General features: G+C 62.7%; 19 protein-coding genes. 12 read left to right on the forward strand and 7 right to left on the reverse strand.

Annotation, left to right across the window (positions count from 1 at the left end; genetic code table 11):
• Positions 1–733 (reverse strand): sensor histidine kinase (locus HP547_RS06915; RefSeq protein WP_172285881.1); only part of this gene is annotated, 733 nt, incomplete at its 3' end.
• A 376-nt stretch (positions 734–1,109) separates the two neighbouring features.
• The gene (locus tag HP547_RS06920; protein ID WP_172224930.1) at positions 1,110–1,619 is read right to left on the reverse strand and encodes a histidine kinase; all 510 of its coding nucleotides are present in this window, start codon (positions 1,617–1,619) and stop codon (positions 1,110–1,112) included.
• 351 nt (positions 1,620–1,970) lie between these two features.
• Here HP547_RS06920 and HP547_RS06925 point away from each other — a divergent pair, with 351 nt between their 5' ends.
• Positions 1,971–2,906: a chemotaxis protein CheV gene (locus HP547_RS06925; RefSeq protein ID WP_172285873.1), complete on the forward strand. Its 936-nt coding sequence runs from the start codon at positions 1,971–1,973 to the stop codon at positions 2,904–2,906.
• Positions 2,907–2,961: 55 nt separating this feature from the next.
• Entirely contained in the window at positions 2,962–3,765 is an 804-nt protein-coding gene (locus tag HP547_RS06930) for an MOSC domain-containing protein (RefSeq protein WP_172224935.1), read from the forward strand.
• Positions 3,766–3,894: 129 nt separating this feature from the next.
• On the opposite strand, the gene HP547_RS06935 is transcribed toward HP547_RS06930, so the two are convergent.
• Positions 3,895–5,820, reverse strand: coding sequence for a transglycosylase SLT domain-containing protein (locus HP547_RS06935; protein ID WP_172224938.1), 1,926 nt, complete (start codon positions 5,818–5,820; stop codon positions 3,895–3,897).
• Positions 5,821–6,041: 221 nt separating this feature from the next.
• Between HP547_RS06935 and HP547_RS06940 the strand changes: the two genes are divergently transcribed.
• Positions 6,042–7,970: an ATP-binding cassette domain-containing protein gene (locus tag HP547_RS06940; protein ID WP_172285874.1), complete on the forward strand. Its 1,929-nt coding sequence runs from the start codon at positions 6,042–6,044 to the stop codon at positions 7,968–7,970.
• Between the two features lie 124 nt (positions 7,971–8,094).
• On the opposite strand, the gene HP547_RS06945 is transcribed toward HP547_RS06940, so the two are convergent.
• Complete coding sequence (locus tag HP547_RS06945; protein ID WP_172225638.1) at positions 8,095–8,535, reverse strand: universal stress protein; 441 nt, start codon at positions 8,533–8,535, stop codon at positions 8,095–8,097.
• A 110-nt stretch (positions 8,536–8,645) separates the two neighbouring features.
• Here HP547_RS06945 and HP547_RS06950 point away from each other — a divergent pair, with 110 nt between their 5' ends.
• From HP547_RS06950 to HP547_RS06980, 7 genes are all read left to right on the forward strand, one after another.
• Positions 8,646–9,083, forward strand: coding sequence for a hypothetical protein (locus tag HP547_RS06950; protein WP_172225636.1), 438 nt, complete (start codon positions 8,646–8,648; stop codon positions 9,081–9,083).
• A gap of 487 nt (positions 9,084–9,570) precedes the next feature.
• Positions 9,571–11,718: a fatty acid oxidation complex subunit alpha FadB gene (gene fadB / locus HP547_RS06955; RefSeq protein WP_172225634.1), complete on the forward strand. Its 2,148-nt coding sequence runs from the start codon at positions 9,571–9,573 to the stop codon at positions 11,716–11,718.
• 31 nt (positions 11,719–11,749) lie between these two features.
• The gene (gene fadA / locus HP547_RS06960) at positions 11,750–12,925 is read left to right on the forward strand and encodes an acetyl-CoA C-acyltransferase FadA (RefSeq protein WP_172225632.1); all 1,176 of its coding nucleotides are present in this window, start codon (positions 11,750–11,752) and stop codon (positions 12,923–12,925) included.
• Positions 12,926–13,001: 76 nt separating this feature from the next.
• Positions 13,002–13,253: a DUF1653 domain-containing protein gene (locus HP547_RS06965; protein WP_172225629.1), complete on the forward strand. Its 252-nt coding sequence runs from the start codon at positions 13,002–13,004 to the stop codon at positions 13,251–13,253.
• A 100-nt stretch (positions 13,254–13,353) separates the two neighbouring features.
• Entirely contained in the window at positions 13,354–15,963 is a 2,610-nt protein-coding gene (gene topA / locus HP547_RS06970) for a type I DNA topoisomerase (protein WP_172285875.1), read from the forward strand.
• Positions 15,964–16,150: 187 nt separating this feature from the next.
• The gene (locus tag HP547_RS06975) at positions 16,151–16,666 is read left to right on the forward strand and encodes a DUF6586 family protein (RefSeq protein ID WP_172225623.1); all 516 of its coding nucleotides are present in this window, start codon (positions 16,151–16,153) and stop codon (positions 16,664–16,666) included.
• Positions 16,667–16,716: 50 nt separating this feature from the next.
• Positions 16,717–16,950: a hypothetical protein gene (locus HP547_RS06980; RefSeq protein ID WP_003248777.1), complete on the forward strand. Its 234-nt coding sequence runs from the start codon at positions 16,717–16,719 to the stop codon at positions 16,948–16,950.
• 50 nt (positions 16,951–17,000) lie between these two features.
• On the opposite strand, the gene sulA is transcribed toward HP547_RS06980, so the two are convergent.
• Positions 17,001–17,477, reverse strand: coding sequence for an SOS-induced cell division inhibitor SulA (sulA, locus tag HP547_RS06985; protein ID WP_172285876.1), 477 nt, complete (start codon positions 17,475–17,477; stop codon positions 17,001–17,003).
• Between the two features lie 13 nt (positions 17,478–17,490).
• On the reverse strand, positions 17,491–18,099 hold the full coding sequence (gene lexA / locus HP547_RS06990) for a transcriptional repressor LexA (protein ID WP_172225617.1): 609 nt from the start codon (positions 18,097–18,099) through the stop codon (positions 17,491–17,493).
• A gap of 215 nt (positions 18,100–18,314) precedes the next feature.
• Between lexA and HP547_RS06995 the strand changes: the two genes are divergently transcribed.
• Positions 18,315–19,022, forward strand: coding sequence for a TetR/AcrR family transcriptional regulator (locus HP547_RS06995; protein ID WP_172225614.1), 708 nt, complete (start codon positions 18,315–18,317; stop codon positions 19,020–19,022).
• A gap of 83 nt (positions 19,023–19,105) precedes the next feature.
• Positions 19,106–20,104, forward strand: a complete 999-nt coding sequence (gene nagZ / locus HP547_RS07000; protein ID WP_172225642.1) for a beta-N-acetylhexosaminidase — start codon at positions 19,106–19,108, stop codon at positions 20,102–20,104.
• A gap of 134 nt (positions 20,105–20,238) precedes the next feature.
• Here the strand turns inward: nagZ and HP547_RS07005 are convergent, their stop codons facing one another.
• Positions 20,239–23,556 carry a DEAD/DEAH box helicase gene (locus HP547_RS07005; protein WP_172285877.1) on the reverse strand — a complete coding sequence of 1,106 codons (3,318 nt, stop codon included), beginning with the start codon at positions 23,554–23,556 and terminating at the stop codon, positions 20,239–20,241.
• Position 23,557 lies beyond the last annotated feature (1 nt).

The following is a 23,557-nucleotide window of genomic DNA, read 5'->3' on the forward strand; positions in this document are numbered from 1 at the left end:
CGTTGTCCGGATGCGGGCCGGGAACGAAACCACGGCCATCATCATGGATCGACAGCGCCAGCCCCTCGGCAGTGCGTTGCAAGCGGATGACCAGATTGTGGGCCTGGGCGTGGCGCAACATGTTGGTCACGGCTTCCTGGGTGATACGGAACACGGCCATGGCCACGTCCTCGTCGATACCGCCCAGGCGCTGATTGCACGCCAGGCTCCAATGCACGTCGCTGCTGGCCAGGGTGCGCACAAGGTGCGCGCGCAGGCCCGCTTCCAGGCCAAGGCTGGCCAGTTGCCGCGGGTTGAGCAGGGCAGACACGTCGCGCACGTTGCCCAAGGTGTCATCCAGGGTGTTGCGCAGTGCGTCGCAGTGGCCCTGCAGCTCATCCGGCATGCGCCGTTGCAGCCACTGCAATTGCAGCTTGGCGGCGGTGAGCAGCTGGCCGATGTCGTCGTGCAGTTCCCGGCTCAGGTGCTGCCGTTCGTCTTCCTGCACCTTCAGCATGCGCTCGGCCAGCTCTGCCGGGCGCAGGCTGATCGACCTCGCGCTCAGGCCCAGATGCACGGCCGCACACAGCGTGGCGGCCAGCTGCAGTATCACCAGGCTGGTCGGGATGACCTGGTCGGCCAGGTACAGCACCACGTTGGCGACCAGCGAGGCCACGCACAGCCCGACCGTCGTCCAGCGCAGCAGGGCAGCACGGGAGCAACAACGCAAAGAAGTTTTCAAGCGTGGGAACATAGTTGGGGAAGCCACTGAAGTAGTGCTGATGGAGGCCTTGCACAATGCTGGTCAGAGGCTTTGGCGCAGTACTTTCGACGTTTTTTCGAGCATGTGATCTTTCAACCTTTGTTCAGGTTGCAAGCGTCTGTAGGGGCGCATATTACCACTTCGCATTGCATCGGTCGCGGCTGGGTAATGCTTTGAAACGCCTGCTGGTCGGGGGTTGGCGGCTAGCAAAATGCCATCTCTTGATTGGCTGGCATGCACTTGCCATGTAACTTGCTCGGCAAGGCTTCAACTTGGCCCGTCCGAAGGCGGCCGAACTTGGATGAACTTTCCAAGTTCGACCAGGGTGGAGCTTGAATAAGCGTGCTTAGTTACACTTTGCGTCGGGTTAGTGTGTACGCGACGCGCGGCCCTGGTATGGGGGAGGCGCCGTGTCCGTATGGGGGTGGATGCACACGCTGCCTTGTTCGTCACAGGAGCCGCAGGCGGGTGCGAAGGGTTGTTGCACGACCTTGGCCAATTCGCTCAGCAGCACCAGCTGCTCGCCGATGTCCAGGTTGAGACGCCCGGTGCGGCGGTCGGCCAGCTCCAGCTGCCAGGCCAGCAAGGTCAGGCATGCCGCTGTCGCGGGCAGGGCTTCACGTTGCAGGTGGCCGCCATGACACACCGGGGCGAGCAATTGTTGCAAGGCGGTGGTGTAGTGAGCGACTTCACGCAGGCCCAGGCGCGTGGCCTTTCGGGCAAGGCTGTCGAGGGCGTTGCCCAGGCCGTGGCAAGCGTCCGGGTCGTTGTCGATCAGTTCCAGATGCTGCAGGCATTCCTGTGCCTGGGTCAGCAGTAGCTGGGCATCCAGCATGAAGCCCTGCAGGGCTTCATCGAACGATAAGGCAGTGTCCATCTTCAAGTCCCCGCGCGTGAGGTAGGCGCAGGGGGTGGGCACGCCAAAACGATAGCTAGCAAAAGCCTGACTCCATTCATGCAATGAGAATGGCGTCACATTAATGGCTAAAGGATATCGCGAACATCAGGTTACGCCCGATTGCCGCTAAGGGTTTCCCTGATGCGGGGCTAAGGCGGGGAACTTTTGCGACCCCTTCGATTTACCCTGGGACGCCCGCAGTAAAGCATGATGGTAAAGTGATATCAATTGTCTTCGGCGCATTTTCCGACAAGGGTCAAGGTGTGCGCGAAGCCGCCGATAACGCTTGAATGATTACACTTTTTTCGACTGAAGCCTGGGGGTTTTCCAATGGCCGGCATTCTCGACACGGTAGACCAACGTACACAATTGGTGGGTGAGAACCGCCTGGAAATTCTGATGTTCCGCCTGGCAGGCCGTCAGTTGTTCGCGATCAACGTGTTCAAGGTCCAGGAAGTGCTGCAGCTGCCCAAGCTGACCCTGATGCCTCAGCGTCATGCCTTCGTCTGTGGTGTGGTCAACCTGCGGGGGCAGACCTTGCCGGTGATCGACCTGTCCCAGGCGATCGGCATGCGCCCGCTGCAGCCGACGCCGGACAGCACCATCATCGTCACCGAATACAACCGCTCGGTGCAGGCGTTTCTGGTGGGGGGGGTCGACCGCATCGTCAACATGAACTGGGAATCGATCATGCCGCCGCCTTCCAGTGCCGGGCGCCAGCACTACCTGACCGCCATCACCAAGGTCGATGAGCAGCTGGTGGAGGTGATCGATGTGGAGAAAGTGCTGGCCGAGATCGTACCGTACAACGCCCGGGTGTCTGGCGAAAAGCTCGCCGACCCGGTGCTGGCCCGCGCCCGCGGCCGCGAGGTCCTGCTTGTGGACGACTCCAGCGTGGCCCTGGCGCAGTTGCGCGACACCTTGTCCCAGCTGGGCATGAAGCTGCACGTGGCCAGTGATGGCCTGAAGGCGCTGCGCATGCTCAAGGCCTGGGCCGGTGCCGGTGAGGACGTGTGCCAGAAGCTGCTGATGGTGTTTACCGACGCTGAAATGCCGGAAATGGACGGTTACCGGCTTACCACCGAAATCCGCAGCGATGCCCGCCTGCGTCAGCTTTACGTGGTGCTGCACACCTCGCTCTCGGGCAGCTTCAACGAGTCGATGGTGAAGAAGGTGGGCTGCGACAACTTCCTGTCCAAGTTCCAGCCCGATCGCCTGGTCGATGTGGTCAAGCAACGCCTGCTGCTGGATGCCGCCACTGCGTGATCCTTGCCTCTGCCGGGTATAAGCTGGGTTTTTGGCATGAAGCGAGGCGGCAGGGATGTTTCTCAGTGAGCTGTATCGATACCCGGTGAAGTCTGGCCAGGCGCAAAGCCTGCAAACCTCACCGGTGGGTGTGCTGGGTTTGCAGGGCGACCGGCGCTGGATGGTGGTGGAGGAAGATAACGGACGCTTCCTGACCCAGCGGGCCTGGCCGCAACTTGGCCAGCTGCAGGCGCGCGATGACGAAAACGGCCAGTTACTGCTACAGGCGCCCGGGCTGGACCCATTGAGGGTGCCTGTACCTGCTGCCGATGAGGCCCTGCGCGGGGTCACGCTCTGGCGCGACACCCTGCGCGTGCCGGACGCTGGCGATGCCGCGGCGGCCTGGCTGAGCGAGTTGCTGGGCAAGGCCGTGCGGCTGGTGCATTGCCCGGAGCAGCGGGCGCGTTACTTGCCAAATGGCTATGGCTTCAACAGTGACCGGGCGGCGTTTCCGGATGGCTTCCCGTTGCTGCTGATTGGCCAGGGTTCGCTGGAGGCGCTCAACCAGCGCATTGGCCGACCGATGGAGATGCTGCGTTTCCGGCCGAACATGGTGGTGCAGGGCGCTGAAGCGTTCGCCGAAGATGGCTGGAAGCGCATCCGCATCGGCAGCCTGGAGTTCCGAGTGCTCAAGCCCAGCGTGCGTTGTGTGTTCACCACAATCGACCCAACAACCGGGGAGCGCAGCGCTGACCGTGAACCAATGGCGACGCTGAAGACCTTCCGCGAGAAAGAGGGCGATGTGCTTTTCGGGCAGAACCTGGCGGTGGATGGCAGTGGCTGGCTTGAAGTAGGCATGCAGGTGGAAGTTCTGGAGTGAATGTGTTGCCTGTACTGGCCCTGTCGCCGGCAAGCCAGCTCCCACAGATTCATCACAGGTTCGAACACATGTGCCTTACCTGTGGGAACTGGTTTGCCGGCGACAGGGCCGGTACAGACTCAGGAAGCCTTACATGTCATCGAAATACCGCTCATGCCAGTCCACCAGCGGCTGCGGTGAGTTGAGCTTCTGCCCGTAGATCACCGAATACGACAGCACGTTCTGCACATACTGGCGCGTTTCGTCGAACGGAATCGACTCTACCCACACATCGAAGCTCAGGTGCTTGGCGCCTTTGAGCCACTGCCGCACGCGGCCGGGCCCGGCATTGTACGCCGCCGAGGCGAGCACCCGGTTGCCGTTGAACTGGCTGTGCACCTGGCTTAGGTAGGCCGCGCCCAGCTGGATGTTCTTGTCCGGGTTGAGCACCTGTGCCGGTGACGCCAGCGGAATGCTGAACTTGCGCGCGGTTTCCTTGGCCGTGGCCGGCATCAGCTGCATCAGGCCGCTGGCACCCACCGGGGAGCGTGCGTCCTCCATGAAGGCACTTTCCTGGCGAGTGATGGCGAATACCCAGCTCGAATGAAGGCCGCGGACCTTGGCTTCGCGCACCAGGGTGTCGCGGTGGGCCATCGGGAAGCGGATGTCCAGGTCGTCCCAGTATTGCGCCTGGCTAATGGTACGGATGGCCGGGAAGTACCAGCGCAGGTCATAGCCAAGGCGTGCCTGGGCAACCATTTCGTCACGGCTGAAGTGGCGGCTGACGTGGTACCACTCGCGGCGGCCTTCGACGATCTGGCCGCGCGCGTGAAACTCCAGTGCACGCTGGATGCCCGGCGTGTTGCGTACCTTCTTGACCAGTTGCGGGCTCAACACCAGCGGCTTGTTGTTCAGCTGGTACGGCGTTTGCGCCCGGTCGGCAGCGAGGAAGCCATAAAAGTCGCGCTCGCGCGCCACGGTCTTGTACAGCAGCGGGATCTGCGGGTTGTTCGGCTGGGCCAGCTCCAGGCTGCGGGCCTGCCAGTATTTCCAGCGGCTGCTGCTGGCCAGGTCCTGAGGCAGGCGCCTGGTCAGTTCGTAGGCGTCTTCCCAGCGGGCCAGGCGCAGCAGCAGGCGCAGGCGCCATTCGCTGACGGTGTTGTCACGCAGTTCCGGGTCGTAGCGGGTCATCAGGTCGAGCGCGCGCGGGTCGTAGCGGCGTGCCAGGGTCAGGCCGATTTCACGGGCGATGGCGACCTTTTCGTCACGGGAGAAGTGCATGCGCTGGGCGTAGTCGTCGAGCAGCGCCATGGCCCGCTCCGGGTCCTGCCGAGCCAGGCGACGCAGGCCGAGGCTGACCACGTCGGACATCGCTTCGTTGACCGGGGTAAAGCGCGACGGCTGGTTGAGCAGTTCGGGCTTCTGCGCCACGTCGACCAGCAGGCGCCCCTGCGGGCCGAGGGTGGTCAAGGTCTTGACCAGGTTGTTGGCCAAGGCGTAGTTGCGCGCCTGGGCGGCCAGCTTGGTGCGTTCCCAGCGCTTGGCCTCGGTCAGCTGGCCTTCGGCTGCCCACATGCCGAACAGCGTGTCACACGCGGCAGGTTGCGACTTGCCGACGCTCCACAGCTTGTTGGCGGTGGCGTAACCCTCGGCCCGCAGGCCGTGGCTGAGCTGGTACTGGCCGTTGAGGCAGTCCAGTTCAGTGAAGTTGAGCTTGGGGTCGTAGTACTTGACGAAGGTATCCCACTCGCCGCGCTCGGCCAGCCAGCGCAACCAGCGCAGTTTCATCCAGTTGGCCTGGGGCAGGTCGCCATGCTTGGCCAGGAAGCCTTCGATCTCCTGGTTGCTGGCGCTTTTAAGGCGTGCGGTAAGCTCGTCGTAGGCCAGATACGGCGTCAGCGGGTAGTCGCTGAGGGCTTGGGCGTAACGCAGGTACGGGCCTTTGTCGCCCTTGGCCAGCGCACGCTTGGCCTCGTCATAGTACTGGCGTTGCGAGGCAAGGTCGGTGGCCTGCGCCGCGCAGGTGGCAGCGGTAAGCAGCAGGCAGGATGCAATATGTAACAGGCGGCTGCGCATGATACGTCCGGGCAGTTGAACCATGGGGAAGTGACGGCGGAGCCAGCACTGTTGGAAGCGATTGCCTTAGCTTAGCCGTTTGCCGGCAGCGGGTGAAAGCACTGTGCTTGTATCGGGATATTAAGTTCGACCAAATGTCGCCAGGCGCTGGCCGGTTGCCCTGGCGGATGCCGTCGGGGGCCAAGTCAGGTAGAATGCGCGCCCGATTTATGGAGACCAACATGACCCTGCTCAAATTCAGCGATGTGTCCCTCGCATTCGGCGCCATGCCGCTGCTGGACAAAGTGTCCTGGCAGATCGCTCGTGGTGAGCGGGTGTGCATCATCGGCCGCAACGGCACCGGCAAATCAAGCATGCTGCGCCTGGTCAAGGGCGAGCAGAAGGGCGACGACGGTGAAGTCTGGCGTGCCCCGGGCCTGAAGATCGGCGAACTGCCGCAGGAACTGCCGGTGGCCGACGAGCGCACAGTGTTCGATGTCGTGGCTGCAGGCCTGGACGGCGTTGGCGAGCTGCTGGCGCAGTTCCATCACCTGAGCATGAATATCCAGAACGACGAAGACCTGGAAAAGCTCATGCACGTCCAGCACGAGCTGGAAGCCCGTGATGGCTGGCGCTTGCAGCAAGTGGTGGAGAGCACCTTGAGCCGCCTGCAGTTGCCGGCCGACAAAACCCTGGCCGAGCTGTCCGGTGGCTGGCGCCGCCGTGTGCTGCTGGCCCAGGCGCTGGTGTCCGAGCCCGACCTGCTGCTGCTCGACGAGCCGACCAACCACCTGGACATCGGTGCCATTGCCTGGCTCGAAGAGGCCCTGCGCAGCTTCAACGGCGCGGTGCTGTTCATCACGCACGACCGGTCCTTCCTGCAGAACCTGGCTACCCGCATCCTTGAACTGGACCGTGGCGGCCTGATTGACTGGAACGGTGACTACGCCAGCTTCCTGGTGCACAAGGAGGCCGCACTGGCCGCCGAAGAAACCGCCAATGCGCTGTTCGACAAGCGCCTGGCCCAGGAAGAAGTGTGGATTCGCCAAGGCATCAAGGCGCGCCGCACCCGTAACGAAGGCCGCGTGCGTGCGCTGAAGGCCTTGCGTGTGGAGCGTGGCGAGCGCCGCGAGCGCCAGGGCAAGGCCAACATCCAGATCGAGTCGGCGGAAAAGTCCGGCAAACAGGTCATGGTACTGGAAAACGTCAGCTTCCATCACGCCGAAGGGCCGATGCTGGTCAAGGACTTTTCCATGGTCCTGCAGCGTCAGGACCGTATCGGCCTGCTGGGCGCCAACGGTACCGGAAAGACCACCTTGCTCAAGCTGATGCTCGGCGGCCTGGAGCCTACTTCGGGCAAGGTCGAGCGCGGCACCAAGCTGGAGGTGGCCTACTTCGACCAGATGCGCCACCAGCTCGAGCTGGAAAAGACCGTGATCGACAACCTGGCCGAAGGCCGTGACTTCATCGAGATCGACGGCCAGAACCGGCACGTGCTGAGCTACCTGGGCGACTTCCTGTTCAGCCCTCAGCGTGCCCGCACGCCAGTCAAGGCATTGTCGGGTGGCGAACGTGCGCGCCTGCTGCTGGCCAAGCTGTTCAGCAAACCGGCCAACCTGTTGGTGCTCGACGAACCGACCAACGACCTGGACGTGGAAACCCTTGAGCTGCTTGAAGAAGTGCTGGCCAACTACAAAGGCACCGTGCTGATGGTTAGCCACGACCGGGCCTTCCTCGACAACGTCGTCACCAGCACGCTGGTGTTTGAAGGCGAGGGCAAGGTGCGTGAGTACGTGGGCGGCTACGAGGACTGGATTCGCCAGGGCGGCTCGCCGAAACTGCTGGGCGTGACCGAGAGCAAGGGTGGCAAGTCCGAGCTCAACAGCGCAGTGGTCGAGAAAGTCGAGGACAAGCCCGCGCCAGTTGCTGCAGCGGTGGCGGAAGACGCTTCGAAGAAAAAGCTCAGCTACAAGCTGCAGCGTGAGCTGGAGATGCTGCCGGGGCAGATCGACCAGGTCGAGAAGCGCATGGCAGAGGCCCAGGAAGAAGTGAATGCGGCGGGCTTCTACCAGCGGCCGATCGCAGAAACCTCGGCGGTGCTGGCGAAGATCGAGAAACTGCAGGGCGAGCTGGATGCCCTGGTAGAGCGCTGGGCCGAGCTGGAAGGCTGATAGTCGTCAGCCGGAGCTGGCCCTTCGCCGGCAAGCCAGCTCCCACAGGTACACCACAGGTTTCAAGCCGTGTGGTATCCCTGTGGGAGCTGGCTTGCCGGCGATAGGGCCGGGCCAGGTCAAGTCATTCCTTCTTCAGCAACCGCACCGCCAAGACATCGCACGGCGCACCATGCAGCACGTCATTGGCGGTGGAGCCCAGCAGCAATGCCAGGCCATGGCGGCCATGGCTGCCGACCACGATCAGGTCGCACTTCTGGTCCTTGGCCAGCTGGTGGATTTCCTGGCGCGGTTGGCCGTAGGTCAGGTGCGAATCGCCGCGCTGTATGTCCGGGTATTTGTTGAACAGGCGGTCCATGCGCTCCTTGGCCTGGTCGAACTGTTGCTGTTGCAGCTGCGACAGGTCCATGGGCACGTCGCCACCGAATGCCATGGCCATCGGCTCGACGATATGTACCAGCGAAACCTTGGCATTCGAAGGTTTGGCCAGCGCCATGGCGCGCTTGATCACCGGGTCGCATTCTTCGGTCAGGTCGACGGCGACCAACAAATGTTCGTATTGCATGAGCGGTACTCCTGGCAATCGCGATAGAAGAAGTATGGTCGCTTTCGGGCGGGTCTTCCGTGAAAAATGGCTAACCAGCTCATTTGCAACGCTTTATGGGAACTACTGATATGACGGTATTGCTGGTGGTGTCAATCCTTGCGCTGATTCTCAGCCCGCTTTCCTGGTTGCGCAGTTCGCGCAAGCAGAGCGAGCAGATGAAGCTGCGCCTGGAAGCACGGCGCATGGGCCTGGCCATGCAGCTGGCGCCGCAGCAGTGGCCGCACTGGCTGGAAAAGGAGCCGCCAAGCCCTTGCCCGCAGTACCACCGGGCACGCCGCCGCGGGCATGAGGACAGCTTCAGCTTCTGGCAGATCAGCCCGGGTGTGTGGTGGAACCAGTGGCGCGAACCCTGCGAAGACCCTCGCTTCATGGAGGCCTTGGGGCGCTTGCCCGCGAGCGTCTACAAGGTCGAGGCCGATGCGCGGATGATCGCCCTGTATTGGACCGAGCGTGGGGATACGGCTGTATTGCAGGATGTTGCCTACGTCCTTGAAACCTTGTCCTGACATTCCATAACGACAAAGCGGCGGCTTGGCTGAGCCCCTGAAGGGGTGGGGTGCCAAGTCGCCGCTTTGCGTTCTGCTGCGCAGAAAAGGCCAGGCAGGCCGGGTATTCATTCAAGCAAGTGGCAGTGTAGCCGCCAACGCTTGTCGCGCAAGCTGATGGCTGCAACGTGTTCTGCTGCGCGTGGTCAATCGCTGACATGAATGCTCGGCGATCACTGTCATCATGTTTTGTACCAGGACGATACAAAATGACCGGAAAGTCGCGTTTTCGCCGTGCTCGCGAGCATTTGACAACGCCGGTCTTTTCGGAGAATGTGTGCACACCCAAATCAAACGGGCGTATGAATTGAGCGTTTGTATGTCATCTCGCCAAGCCATACTCCCGACTAGCGCGCTGACGGGTGTGCCTGGGGCAGGGCAGCTAGGCCTGCTTCTGCTGCAGCGATCGGCGTGTACTGTTCAGCTTCCATATCGTGGAGATCAGTTGATGATTTACGAAGGTAAAGCCATCACGGTTAAGGCTCTTGAAAGTGGCATCGTCGAGCTCAAGTTCGACCTCAAGGGTGAGTCCGTCAACAAGTTCAACCGCCTGACCCTGAACGAGCTTCGCCAGGCCGTCGATGCCATCCAGGCCGACGCCTCGGTCAAGGGCGTGATCGTCAGCAGTGGCAAGGACGTGTTCATCGTCGGCGCCGACATCACCGAGTTCGTCGACAACTTCAAGCTGCCCGAGGCCGAGCTGGTCGCCGGCAACCTGGAAGCCAACCGTATCTTCAGCGCCTTCGAAGACCTCGAAGTGCCGACCGTCGCCGCCATCAACGGTATCGCTCTGGGCGGTGGCCTGGAAATGTGCCTGGCTGCCGACTACCGGGTCATGTCCAGCAGCGCCAAGATCGGCCTGCCGGAAGTCAAGCTGGGGATCTATCCGGGCTTCGGCGGTACCGTGCGCCTGCCGCGCCTGATCGGTTCGGACAACGCCATCGAGTGGATTGCCGCCGGCAAGGAAAACCGTGCCGAAGACGCGCTGAAAGTGGGTGCCGTCGATGCCGTGGTCGCCCCTGAGCTGCTGATGGCCGGTGCCCTCGACCTGATCAAGCGCGCCATCAGTGGCGAGCTGGACTACAAGGCCAAGCGCCAGCCGAAGCTGGAAAAGCTCAAGCTCAATGCCATCGAGCAGATGATGGCCTTCGAGACCGCCAAGGGCTTCGTCGCCGGCCAGGCTGGCCCGAACTACCCGGCCCCGGTCGAAGCCATCAAAACCATCCAGAAGGCCGCCAACTTTGGCCGTGACAAGGCCCTGGAAGTCGAAGCCGCAGGCTTTGCCAAGCTGGCCAAGACCTCGGTTGCCGAAAGCCTGATCGGCCTGTTCCTGAACGATCAGGAGCTCAAACGCAAAGCCAAGGCCCATGACGAGATCGCCCATGACGTGAGACAGGCCGCCGTGCTGGGCGCTGGCATCATGGGGGGCGGCATCGCCTACCAGTCGGCGGTCAAGGGCACTCCGATCCTGATGAAGGACATCCGCGAGGAAGCCATCCAGCTGGGCCTGAACGAGGCTTCCAAGCTGCTCGGCAACCGCGTCGACAAGGGCCGCCTGACCCCGGCCAAGATGGCCGAGGCGCTCAATGCCATTCGCCCGACCCTGTCCTATGGCGACTTCGCCAATGTCGACATCGTCGTCGAAGCCGTGGTCGAGAACCCCAAGGTCAAGCAGGCCGTGCTGGCTGAAGTGGAAGGTCAGGTGAAGGACGATGCGATCCTTGCCTCCAACACCTCGACCATCTCCATCAACCTGCTGGCCAAGGCGCTCAAGCGTCCGGAAAACTTCGTCGGCATGCACTTCTTCAACCCGGTGCACATGATGCCGCTGGTGGAAGTGATCCGTGGCGAGAAGTCCAGTGAAGTGGCGGTCGCCACCACCGTGGCCTACGCCAAGAAAATGGGCAAGAACCCGATCGTGGTCAACGACTGCCCGGGCTTCCTGGTCAACCGCGTGCTGTTCCCGTACTTCGGCGGTTTTGCCAAGTTGGTCAGTGCCGGTGTCGACTTTGTACGTATCGACAAAGTCATGGAAAAGTTCGGCTGGCCGATGGGCCCGGCGTACCTGATGGACGTGGTCGGCATCGACACCGGCCACCACGGTCGCGACGTGATGGCCGAGGGCTTCCCGGACCGCATGAAGGATGAGCGCCGTTCGGCCGTCGACGCGCTGTACGAGGCCAACCGCCTGGGCCAGAAGAACGGCAAGGGCTTCTATGCCTACGAGACCGACAAGCGCGGCAAGCCGAAGAAGGTCTTCGACGCTACCGTGCTGGACGTGCTCAAGCCGATCGTCTTCGAGCAGCGCGAAGTCACCGACGAAGACATCATCAACTGGATGATGGTGCCGCTTTGCCTGGAAACCGTGCGCTGCCTGGAAGACGGCATCGTGGAGACGGCCGCCGAAGCCGACATGGGCCTGGTCTACGGTATTGGCTTCCCTCCATTCCGCGGTGGTGCGCTGCGTTACATCGACTCGATCGGTGTGGCCGAATTCGTCGCCCTGGCCGATCAATACGCCGACCTGGGGCCGCTGTACCACCCGACCGCCAAGCTGCGTGAAATGGCCAAGAACGGCCAGCGCTTCTTCAACTGAGCGGTCAACGAGCTAGAGCGAGAGATTTGATATGAGCCTGAATCCAAGAGACGTGGTGATTGTCGACTTCGGTCGCACGCCCATGGGCCGCTCCAAGGGTGGCATGCACCGCAATACCCGCGCCGAGGACATGTCGGCGCACCTGATCAGCAAGCTGCTGGAGCGCAACGACAAAGTCGACCCGAAAGAGGTCGAGGACGTGATCTGGGGCTGCGTCAACCAGACCCTGGAGCAGGGCTGGAACATCGCCCGCATGGCCTCGCTGATGACCCAGATCCCGCACACCTCGGCGGCGCAGACCGTCAGCCGCCTGTGCGGCTCGTCGATGAGCGCGCTGCACACCGCTGCCCAGGCGATCATGACCGGTAATGGCGATGTGTTCGTGATCGGTGGCGTGGAGCACATGGGCCACGTCAGCATGATGCATGGCGTCGACCCCAACCCGCACCTGTCCTTGCATGCTGCCAAGGCATCCGGGATGATGGGCCTGACTGCGGAAATGCTCGGCAAGATGCACGGCATCACCCGTGAGCAGCAGGACCTGTTCGGCGTCCGTTCGCACCAGCTGGCCCACAAGGCCACGGTCGAAGGCAAGTTCAAGGACGAGATCATCCCGATGCAGGGCTATGACGAGAACGGCTTCCTGAAGGTGTTCGATTTCGACGAAACCATTCGCCCGGAAACCACCCTCGAAGGCCTGGCGTCGCTGAAGCCGGCGTTCAACCCGAAAGGCGGCACCGTCACTGCCGGTACCTCGTCGCAGATCACCGACGGTGCTTCGTGCATGATCGTCATGTCCGGCCAGCGTGCCATGGACCTCGGGATCCAGCCATTGGCGGTGATCCGCTCGATGGCGGTGGCCGGTGTCGACCCGGCGATCATGGGCTACGGCCCGGTGCCATCGACCCAGAAAGCCCTCAAGCGTGCCGGCCTGACCATGGCCGATATCGACTTCATCGAGCTCAACGAAGCCTTCGCTGCACAGGCCCTGCCAGTGCTGAAAGACTTGAAAGTGCTCGACAAGATGGATGAGAAGGTTAACCTGCACGGCGGCGCCATTGCTTTGGGCCACCCGTTCGGTTGCTCCGGTGCGCGAATTTCCGGCACCCTGCTCAACGTCATGAAGCAGAATGGCGGTTCCCTGGGGGTGGCGACCATGTGCGTCGGCCTCGGCCAAGGTATCACCACTGTCTTCGAACGCGTCTGATCGCGTAGCGGGACAGCAACCGGGGCCTTGTGCCCCGGTTTTGTTTTTTCAGGTTTTAATCAAGAGGGTGGGCAACATGCAGATACAACCAGGCGTTTACCGGCATTACAAAGGGCCTGAGTACCGTGTCTTCAGTGTTGCGCGGCACTCCGAAAACGAAGAGTGGATGGTGTTCTACCAATGCCTGTATGGTGATTACAGCTTCTGGGTGCGCCCCCTTTCGATGTTCCAGGAGTCCGTCGAGGTTGACGGCGAGCAGGTGCCACGCTTTGCTTTGGTCAAGGCCGAAGAAGGGCTGCCTGGGCTGCTGGGCAAGTCGCACGAGTGAACTTCCGCGCTTGACCTCACTCTTTTGCCACTATATATAGCGGTGCCGCGTCTGGCACCTGACGCGTTTTTCATCTTCAGATTCAGGAATACTCCGATCCATGGGCAAATCGCTGGTCATTGTGGAATCCCCGGCCAAGGCCAAGACCATCAACAAGTACCTGGGCAACCAGTACGTGGTGAAGTCGAGTATCGGCCATATCCGAGACCTCCCCACCAGCGGTTCGGCCAGCGCGAGCAAAGAGCCGGCCGCCAAGCGTGGCAAGGCTGCGGGTGAGGCTCCGGCGCTTTCGCCGAAAGAAAAGGCTCGTCGCCAGCTGGTGGCACGCATGGGCGTGGACCCCGATCAGGGCTGGAAGGCCAAGTACGAGATCCTGCCCGGCAAGGAAAAGGTGATCGAAGAACTGCGCCGCCTGGCCAAGGATGCCGACACCATCTATCTCGCAACCGACTTGGACCGCGAAGGGGAAGCCATTGCCTGGCACCTGCGCGAAGCCATCGGCGGCGACGACACCCGCTACAAGCGCGTGGTGTTCAACGAAATTACCAAGAAGGCCATCCAGGAGGCGTTCTCGCAGCCTGGCGAGCTGGACATCGACCGGGTCAACGCCCAGCAGGCGCGGCGTTTCCTTGACCGCGTAGTCGGCTACATGGTTTCGCCGTTGCTGTGGTCGAAGATCGCCCGTGGGCTGTCCGCTGGCCGTGTGCAGTCGGTGGCGGTGAAGCTGGTGGTCGAGCGTGAGCGGGAAATCCGCGCGTTCATCCCTGAAGAATACTGGGAAATCCACGCCGACCTCGGCACCGCGAAAGACGCCAAGGTGCGGTTCGAGGTGGCGCGCGAGAAGGGCGAGGCGTTCAAACCGCTGAACGAAGCCCAGGCCATGGCCGCGCTGGCAAAGCTCAAGGCTTCCAGCTACAGCGTGGTCAAGCGCGAAGACCGCCCGACCAGCAGCAAGCCGTCGGCACCGTTCATTACCTCCACCTTGCAGCAGGCAGCCAGTAACCGCCTGGGCTACGGGGTGAAGAAGACCATGATGATGGCCCAGCGCTTGTATGAGGCCGGTTACATCACCTACATGCGTACCGACTCCACCAACCTGTCGGCCGACGCACTGGACATGGCTCGCAGCTACATCGAGCGTGAGTTCGGCAAGCAATACCTGCCGGAAGCGCCACTGGTCTATGGCAGCAAGGAAGGCGCCCAGGAGGCGCACGAAGCAATTCGTCCTTCCGACGTGAATACCCACCCGACCAAGCTGACTGGCATGGAGCGTGACGCCGAGCGCCTGTACGAGCTGATCTGGCGCCAGTTCCTGGCCTGCCAGATGCCGCCGGCGCAGTACCTGTCCACCAGCGTCACCGTGGCCGCCGGCGACTTCGAGCTGCGTGCCAAGGGCCGTATCCTCAAGTTCGACGGATACACCCGCGTGCTGCCGCAGCAGAGCAAGCCTGGCGAAGATGACGTGCTGCCAGAAATGGTTCAGGGCGAAGTGCTGAAGCTTATGCAGATCGACCCTAGCCAGCACTTCACCAAGCCGCCGGCGCGCTTCACCGAAGCCAGCCTGGTCAAGGAAATGGAAAAGCGCGGCATTGGCCGTCCCTCGACCTACGCCGCGATCATCTCGACCATTCAGGACCGTGGCTATGTGACCCTGCACAACCGCCGGTTCTATTCCGAGAAAATGGGTGACATCGTCACCGAGCGCCTGTCGGAAAGCTTCTCCAACCTCATGGACTACGGCTTCACCGCCGGCATGGAGGAGAACCTTGACGACGTGGCCCAGGGCGAGCGTGACTGGAAGAACGTGCTCGACGAGTTCTACGGCGACTTCAGCAAGAAGCTGCAGACGGCTGAGTCCAGCGAAAACGGCATGCGTGCCAACCAGCCGACCATGACCAACATTCCGTGCAAGGAGTGTGGCCGGCCGATGATGATCCGCACCGCTTCCACCGGTGTATTCCTCGGTTGCTCGGGTTACAGCCTGCCGCCGAAAGAGCGCTGCAAGGCCACCGTCAACCTGGTGCCGGGCGACGAGATCGCCGCTGATGACGAAGGCGAGTCGGAATCCCGGGTACTGCTGGGCAAGCATCGCTGCCCGATCTGTGCCACAGCGATGGATGCCTACCTGCTGGACGAGAAACATAAACTGCACATCTGCGGTAACAACCCTGATTGTGTCGGCTATGAGATCGAGGAAGGCAGCTATCGCATCAAGGGTTACGAGGGGCCGAGCCTGGAGTGCGACAAGTGCGGCAGCGAGATGCAGTTGAAGACCGGCCGTTTTGGCAAGTTCTTCGGTTGCACCAACCCGGCGTGCAAGAACACCCGCAAGCTGCTCAAGAGTGGCGAGGCGGCGCCACCGAAGATGGACAAGGTGGACATGCCGGAACTCAAGTGCGAAAAGGTCGACGACACTTACGTGTTGCGTGACGGTGCTTCGGGGTTGTTCCTGGCTGCCAGCCAGTTCCCCAAGAACCGCGAGACCCGCGCGCCGCTGGTGCTGGAGATCGTGCCGCACAAGCATGAGATCGATCCGAAGTATCACTTCCTGTGCGATGCGCCGCAGAAAGACCCCGACGGCCGCCCGACGGTGATCCGCTACAGCCGCAAGACCAAGGAGCAGTATGTGCAGTCCGAGGTCGATGGCAAACCGACCGGGTGGAAGGCGTTTTACGACGGTAAAGCGTGGAAGGTTGAAGACAAGCGCTGATCTGACGGCGTTGTAATTGGGGCCGCTTCGCGCCCCATCGCCGGCAAGCCAGCTCCCACAGGTACAGCGCAGGTCTCGGGCCTGATGCAAACTCTGTGGGGCTGGCTTGCCGGGGGTGGGGCGCAAAGCGGCCCCAATCATTTATGATGCGTGTATTCGCCTTGCAGCCCTATGGGAGGGCATAGAGATGGCCCAGGAACTCTACACCCGCACCAACCAGAAACTGTTCTTCGCTGGCCTGGCCCTGGAGTCCATGGCCAAGGCCGAGCAAAGCCAGGCCATGAACGCCCAGGGCCTGGTCCAGGCCGAGCGCGAGTCGGCGCTGTTCCACCTGAACGGCGCGTTGCTGGGGCTGTGCCATGAAATCGGTGGTTACTACCGCCTGCCGGTGGCCGCAACGGTCGAGCAAGCGCTGGCTGACGACGCGTTGAATGGCATCGCCATCCCTGAAGTGGCCGAACTGCTGGAACTGGCCCGTCAGCGCGAAACCTGGCTGGCGCAAATGCTCGGTGCTTATGCCGATTTGTTCCGACCACCGGTCGCCAGGAAGGCACCGAAAACCGACGTCACCCAGCCACTGATCCAGGCCGTAAATCTCGATGAGCGCGAACACCCCGCCCTATCACGTGCCGAGCTGGAAAGCTGGCGCAACAACCTCAAAGGCTTGGTGAGACGATTCCGCGACGCGTTGAGTGAGTGCTGACAGGCGCTGCGGCTGGTACAATATTCGCCTTTCGCGGAGAACTGCCATTTATGTCTACGTCTTTTCTGGAAATTGTCGAGTTGCCTGATGGCCGCATCGAACTGCGTCGCGCTGAGGATGAGGGCTCCCTGGTAACCCTGGATTTCTCTGAAGACGCCAAGGTATTCCTGCAGGGTCAGCACGTGGAAGTGGCCAAGGCCATGCTCAGTGTCGGTGTGCAGATGGCCGGTCGCCTGATGGATGGCGAGCTTGAGCGTGATGAAGGCCCACGTGTGCTGCATTGATCATGCAGCTCGGTATCAGGCTTTTCGAAATAACAGGCAAAGCCTGAACATCAGCCGAGGCGGATGTTCAGGCTTTGTGCGTTTCCGGCGCTGGCAGCGCGCAGCAATTGCTGGTGTGCAGTCGCGTTGACGCTTCCTAACCAGCTGACGACGGTGTGGCTGCGGCCCAGGCGCAAGGCTTCGCAGGCCAGTTGCAGCGGGCTCTGATTGCCGCGAGGTTGCAGCAGCAGAATGCGTTCACGGTTGAGTCCGGCATCGCGCAGCCAGGCCTGGGTCAGGCTCGACGGCGGGGCGATCAGGGTTAGCCAGCGGGCCTGGTCTTCTTCGCTCAGCTCGCGCAGCACGGGTGCCAGCAGGCTGTGGCAGTGGCCGGGGGCGCCGCGCAGTGTCAATTCGCTGAACAGCTCGGGCTGAATGTTCTTGCGTGCCAGCTCGCTGGCTTTCAGGCCGGGTAGCACGGGCTGTGCGAGAAATGCTTCGAACAGTGGCAACTGGGCCTGTTCGGGTGCGTGAATGAACTGCTGCATGACGCCTCCTGGATCAGCGGCGTATGACGCCGACGCTCAAGCCCTCGATCACCAGTTCCTGCTCTTTCAGGTCAACTTCGATGGGGGCGAATTCGGGGTTTTCGGCAAGCAGCCAGACTTTGCTGCCTTCACGCTTGAAGCGCTTGACGGTAACTTCGTCGCCGATACGGGCCACGACGATCTGGCCGTTGCGGGCTTCGCGGCAGGTGTGTACCGCCAGCAGGTCGCCGTCGAAGATGCCGACGTCCTTCATGCTCATGCCGTGGACGCGCAGCAAATAGTCGGCCTGGGGGTGGAAGAAGGCGGGGTTGATATTGCAGGATTGCTCGATGTGCTGCTCGGCAAGGATCGGCGCACCGGCCGCAACCCGGCCAATGATTGGCAGGCCGCTTTCTTCGGCCTTGGCTTCGAAGCCCGGGATACGGATGCCACGGGAAGCGCCCGGGGTCATCTCGATTGCACCCTTGCGGGCCAGGGCCTTGAGGTGTTCCTCGGCGGCGTTGGGCGACTTGAAGCCCAGCTTCTGAGCGATCTCGGCGCGGGTAGGCGGAAAGCCGTTGTCTTCCAGGCAGCGCTTGATGAACGCGAGAATTTCGGCTTGGCGTGGCGTCAGTTTCAACATGGTGAGCGCTCTGTCTTTTTGTACAGTGACTGGGATTATATACAGTACTGGATGCGCTGCAAGCCAAAAGGCGTAATAAACAGCGGGCATGGCACTTGCGGCCTGGCGCCTGGCGATTTTAAATGGCGACCGCCCGGTCACCGAACCTTGACAGAAGCAGGGCTGAAACGTATGTTTCAAACACCTGTTTGTCTGGCGGAGTAGTCGGAGTAGTCATGGCCCAATCGGAAACCGTTGAACGCATTCTCGATGCTGCCGAGCAGCTGTTCGCGGAAAGGGGGTTCGCCGAGACCTCGCTGCGGCTGATCACCAGCAAGGCCGGGGTCAACCTGGCGGCGGTCAACTATCACTTCGGCTCCAAGAAGGCGCTGATCCAGGCGGTATTCTCGCGCTTCCTCGGCCCGTTCTGCGCCAGCCTCGAGCGTGAGCTGGAACGCCGCCAGGCCAAGCCCGAGCAAAAGCCGACCCTTGAAGACCTGCTGGAAATGCTGGTCGATCAGGCGCTGGTCGTGCAGCCACGCAGCAACAATGACCTGTCCATCTTCATGCGCCTGCTGGGGTTGGCCTTCAGCCAGAGCCAGGGCCACCTGCGGCGCTACCTCGAAGACATGTACGGCAAGGTGTTTCGCCGCTACATGCTGCTGGTCAACGAGGCCGCGCCACGGATTCCGCCGCTGGAACTGTTCTGGCGTGTGCACTTCATGCTCGGGGCCGCCGCTTTCAGCATGTCCGGTATCAAGGCATTGCGGGCGATTGCGGAGACCGATTTCGGCATCAATACCTCGATCGAACAGGTGATGCGCCTGATGGTGCCGTTCCTGGCTGCCGGCATGCGCGCCGAGAGCGGCGTGACCGACCAGGCCATGGCAGCTGCGCAGTTGCGCCCCCGCAGCAAAAGCAGCGCCAGCACCGTCAAGGCTTGAAGGCTGGGCGGGGCAGGGCGCTTCGGCTAAGCTAGCGCCGCTTCTCTTGAGTCTTCAATGAAGGATTACCCATGACCGTCAGCCTGCAAGGCTCCCTGATGGTGGATGTCGCCGGTAAATGGCTGACCGCCGAGGACCGCCACCTGCTGCGCCAGCCCGAAGTGGCCGGCCTGATCATCTTTGCCCGCAACATCGACAGCCCGCGCCAGGTACGCGAACTGTGTGCGTCGATCCGTGCCATCCGCCCTGAGCTGATCCTGGCCGTGGACCAGGAAGGTGGTCGCGTGCAGCGCCTGCGCCAGGGCTTTGTGCGGCTGCCGGCCATGCGTGCACTGGCCGACAACGCCAACGCCGAGTACCTCGCCGAGCAATGCGGCTGGTTGATGGCAACCGAGGTCCTGGCGGTTGGCCTGGACCTCAGCTTTGCCCCGGTGCTGGACCTTGACCATCAGCGCAGTGCGGTGGTCGGCAGCCGCGCTTTCGAGGGTGACCCGCAGCGCGCCACGCAACTGGCCGGTGCATTCATTCGCGGCATGAACGCCGCCGGCATGGCTGCGTGTGGCAAGCACTTCCCAGGGCACGGCTGGGCCGAGGCCGATTCGCATGTCGCCATCCCGACCGATGAACGCAGCCTCGCGCAGCTGCGCCAGGCTGACCTGGTGCCATTCGCCCGTCTGAGTGGGCAGCTGGCAGCGGTGATGCCGGCGCACGTCATTTATCCGCAGGTCGATAACCAGCCGGCAGGTTTCTCGCGGCGTTGGCTGCAGGACATCCTGCGCGGTGAGCTGGGCTTTGACGGGGTGATCTTCAGCGATGACCTGTCGATGGCGGGTGCCCATGTGGTTGGCGATGCGGCCAGCCGTATCGAAGCGGCGTTGAGCGCGGGTTGTGACATGGGCCTGGTCTGCAATGACCGGGCGGCAGCAGAGCTGGCGCTGAGTGCGGCTCAGCGCATGAAGGTCAAGCCGTCGCCGCGGATTGCGCGGATGCGCGGGCAGGGCTTTGCGCGCACCGATTATCGCCAGCAGCCGCGATGGCTGGAGGCGTTGGGGGCGTTGAAGGAAGCGCAGCTGGTCGATTGACCTTCCCGGCCTCATCGCCGGCAAGCCAGCTCCCACAGGTGTGGCAGCGCATTCGAGGTTGATGCAGGCTTGTACCAGCCTCTTCGCGGGTTCAGCCGCGAAGAGGCTGGTACAGGCAACTGAAGACTCAGGCTCTACCGCCCGCGCTTCCCAGGCAGCGGCGCAAACAGTGCCTCGATTTCCTCATCCCCCATCCGCCACTGCCCGGCCTGCCCGCCATCCAGCAGGCTGGCCGCCAGTGCAGCTTTCTCCTGCTGCAACGCCTGGATCTTCTCTTCCACCGTCCCCCGGGTGATCAGCTTGAACACGAACACCGGCTTGTCCTGGCCGATGCGGTAGGCGCGGTCGGTGGCCTGGTTTTCGCTGGCCGGGTTCCACCACGGGTCGTAGTGGATCACCGTGTCCGCAGCTGTCAGGTTCAAGCCCACGCCGCCTGCCTTGAGGCTGATCAGAAACACTTCGCTGTCGCCCTGCTGGAACTGCTGCACCGGTGTGCGCCGGTCGCGGGTATCGCCGGTCAGCAGGCTGTAGCGAATGTCGCGTTTCTCCAGCTCTTGCTGGATCAGCGCGAGCATGGAGGTGAACTGCGAGAACAGCAGAACCCGGCGGCCTTCGCTGAGCAGCTCCTCGAGCATTTCCAGCAACGCGCCCAGCTTGCCCTTGTCGGCCTGGTTGCCTTTGCTTTCCACGCCCTTGACCAGGCGCAGGTCGCAACACACCTGGCGCAGCTTGAGCAGCGCATCGAGGATCACGATCTGGCTGCGCGCAGCGCCATTGCGGGCGATCTCGTCGCGGACTTTCTTGTCCATCGCCACCCGCACCGCTTCGTAGGTGTCGCGTTGGGCATCGCTGAGCTCGACCCAGTGCACCATCTCGGTCTTGGCGGGCAGTTCGGTGGCCACCTGTTCCTTGGTGCGACGCAGCAGGAACGGGCGGATGCGCATGACCAGGTGGGCCAGGCGCTCGGCATCGCCATGGCGTTCGATCGGGTTGCGGTAATCCTGGTTGAAGCGCTTCAGGTCGCCAAGCCAGCCGGGCATCAGGAAGTGGAAGATCGACCACAGCTCGCCGAGGTTGTTTTCCATCGGCGTGCCGGTCAGGCACAGGCGCTGGCTAGCCTGCAGTTCGCAGACGGCGAGGGCGGCCTTGCTGGTACTGCTCTTGATGTTCTGCGCTTCGTCGAGCACCAGCACATGCCACGGCTGTGCGCGAAGCTGCTCGAGGTCGCGCGGCACCAGGGCGTAGGTGGTCAGCACCAGGTCGTATTCGTGCAGGTTGGCGAAGTGCTTGCTGCGCCCCGGCCCGTGCAACGCCAGCACCCGCAAGCCGGGTGCGAAGCGTTGGGCTTCGTCGAGCCAGTTCGGTATCAGGCTGGTGGGCATGACTGCCAGGGCCGGTGCGCTCAGGCGCCCGGACTCCTTTTCCAGCAGCAGGTGGGCCAAGGCCTGCAAGGTCTTGCCCAGGCCCATGTCGTCACCGAGGATGCCGCCGGTGTCCATCTCCCGCAGCGCCTGAAGCCAGTTCAGGCCCTGCTGCTGGTAGGGGCGCAAACTGGCGTGAAGCCCGGTGGGTGGCGCCATCTGAAGGTCGCGGGCATCGCGCAGGCGGCGGCCCAGGTCGCGCACGTGCTCGCCCCCTTCCCAGCGCAGGGCCAGGCCGTCGATTTCGTTCAGGCGCGCGGCGTCGGCACGCTCCATGCGCAGCGACGGGCCTGGGGTGTGTTCGTGCAGGTAGAGCTCACCCAGCGTGGCCATCACGGCCTTGACCCGGCCGTAGGGCAGGGCAACACGCAGGGCCGGGGTGTCGACGCGGCCGCGGTTGAGGTCGAGCAGCAGGTGTTCGTCGTCGCTGCGTCGGGCCAGTTCGCTGGGGCGCAACAGTTCCGGGCTGCTGCGCAGCAGTTGCAGCACGATCGGCAGCAGGCTGTGGCGCTGGCCATCGACCACGATGCCGAGTTCCAGGTCGAACCATTCATGGCCGGGCGCTTCGTCGATGGTGGCGTACCAGTCGTCCACCTCCTGCAGGTTGAAAGCGAAGTCGCGGTGGATGTCGATGGCCCAGCCCGCGTCGCGCAGGCGTGGCAGGCCTTCGCGGGCAAAGTGCAGCCACGCTTCGTCGTCGGCTAGCTGGTACATTTCGCCGGCGCTGTCGGGCAGAGCCTTGCTCTGCCGGGTGGCGGCCTTGAAACCGAAATCGCGCAGCAGCTTGCGCAGCGCCTGCTCGGCCTGGGGCTGGCGGCGGATGCGCTGGCTGGTACTGCCCGCCAGGCGGGTCAGCGGCTTGTCGTCGCTGCCGCTGGCGTGCAGGCCGTCGTAGTTGAACGCCAATGCGGCCCGATGTTGCATTTGCCGCTGCATGCGACCGGTTTTCGGCATGTAGGCGGTGTATTCGAGGCTGCCGAGGGCCAGCAGGGGCGTTGGCGGGATATCGTCCAGCAACTGTTCCTGCACTTGCGTCGGGGTTGGCACGTTGTGGCTAAGGGCATTGAGCTTGTGGCTGAGCGGTACTACCAAGTGCTCGGGTACATCGGGCGCAATGGTCAGCTGCACGGCAACGTGCGGATCAAGGCTGTGCTCGACCTTGCCTACCTCTTTTGTCATGACATCGAAATAGTAGAGCGGCAACAGGGGGATGACGCAGCGCAGCATGTCCTCGCCGTTGTACCAGAGGCCTCGGTAGTTTCCGTTGTTCTGGCGCACCCAGCGAAACTCGCCACGGCGCACGGGGCCTTCATGCAGCAGCTCACGTGTGGGGTCGAAGAACATGCGCCCGGTTTCAAGGGCGCGCTGGAACAACTCGCCACCTTCATGGCCCTTCAGCTTGTAGCCGCGATCCTGGCCGCCGCCCTGATTCAGGGCCGAGAGCAGGCGCAGAATGCGGGTGTCTTCTTCCGTCACGAAGCGCGGGGGCTCATAGAGAAAGTCGTAGAGCGACTGCACGCGGCTGAAGCGGATGCCTTCTTCGGTCCGCGTGCCCTTGCGCACCTGCAAGGCGCAGCCGGCATCATCGGCCAGCTGCAGCTCATAGCAAACCATGCGCCCGCGTTTGTCCTCGGTCGAGGCGGCTTTGGGCGGGGCCTGCTCCAGGCCGTTCAGCCAGTGTTGCAGTTCGGCAGGCAAGCTGGCCTGGCTGACTGGCGTGGTTGCACTGCCGTGGGAGGGAGGGGTGATGGAGAACAGTGCAGCCGCACAATGCTTGCAATTCTTTCTTACCGGGCAATCGCACTCGCCGTGCACATGGCAGCGGCCACCCGCCACGCGCAGTTCGATGGTTTGCCGGTAGTGGTTGTCACCGCTGCCCTGGCAATTGGCGACCACTGTCGGCCCATAAATGCCCTCCAGTTCGACCCTGCCTTCCTCGGCATAGCGTTCTCCTCGCTGCAGGGCCGCCGCGCTGAACGATTGGGTCCAGTTCGGATAGGCGTTCGCCAGCTCGGCGGCGTCGTGTTTCATG

This window comes from Pseudomonas sp. CM27, assembly GCF_013179515.1.
GTDB lineage: Bacteria > Pseudomonadota > Gammaproteobacteria > Pseudomonadales > Pseudomonadaceae > Aquipseudomonas.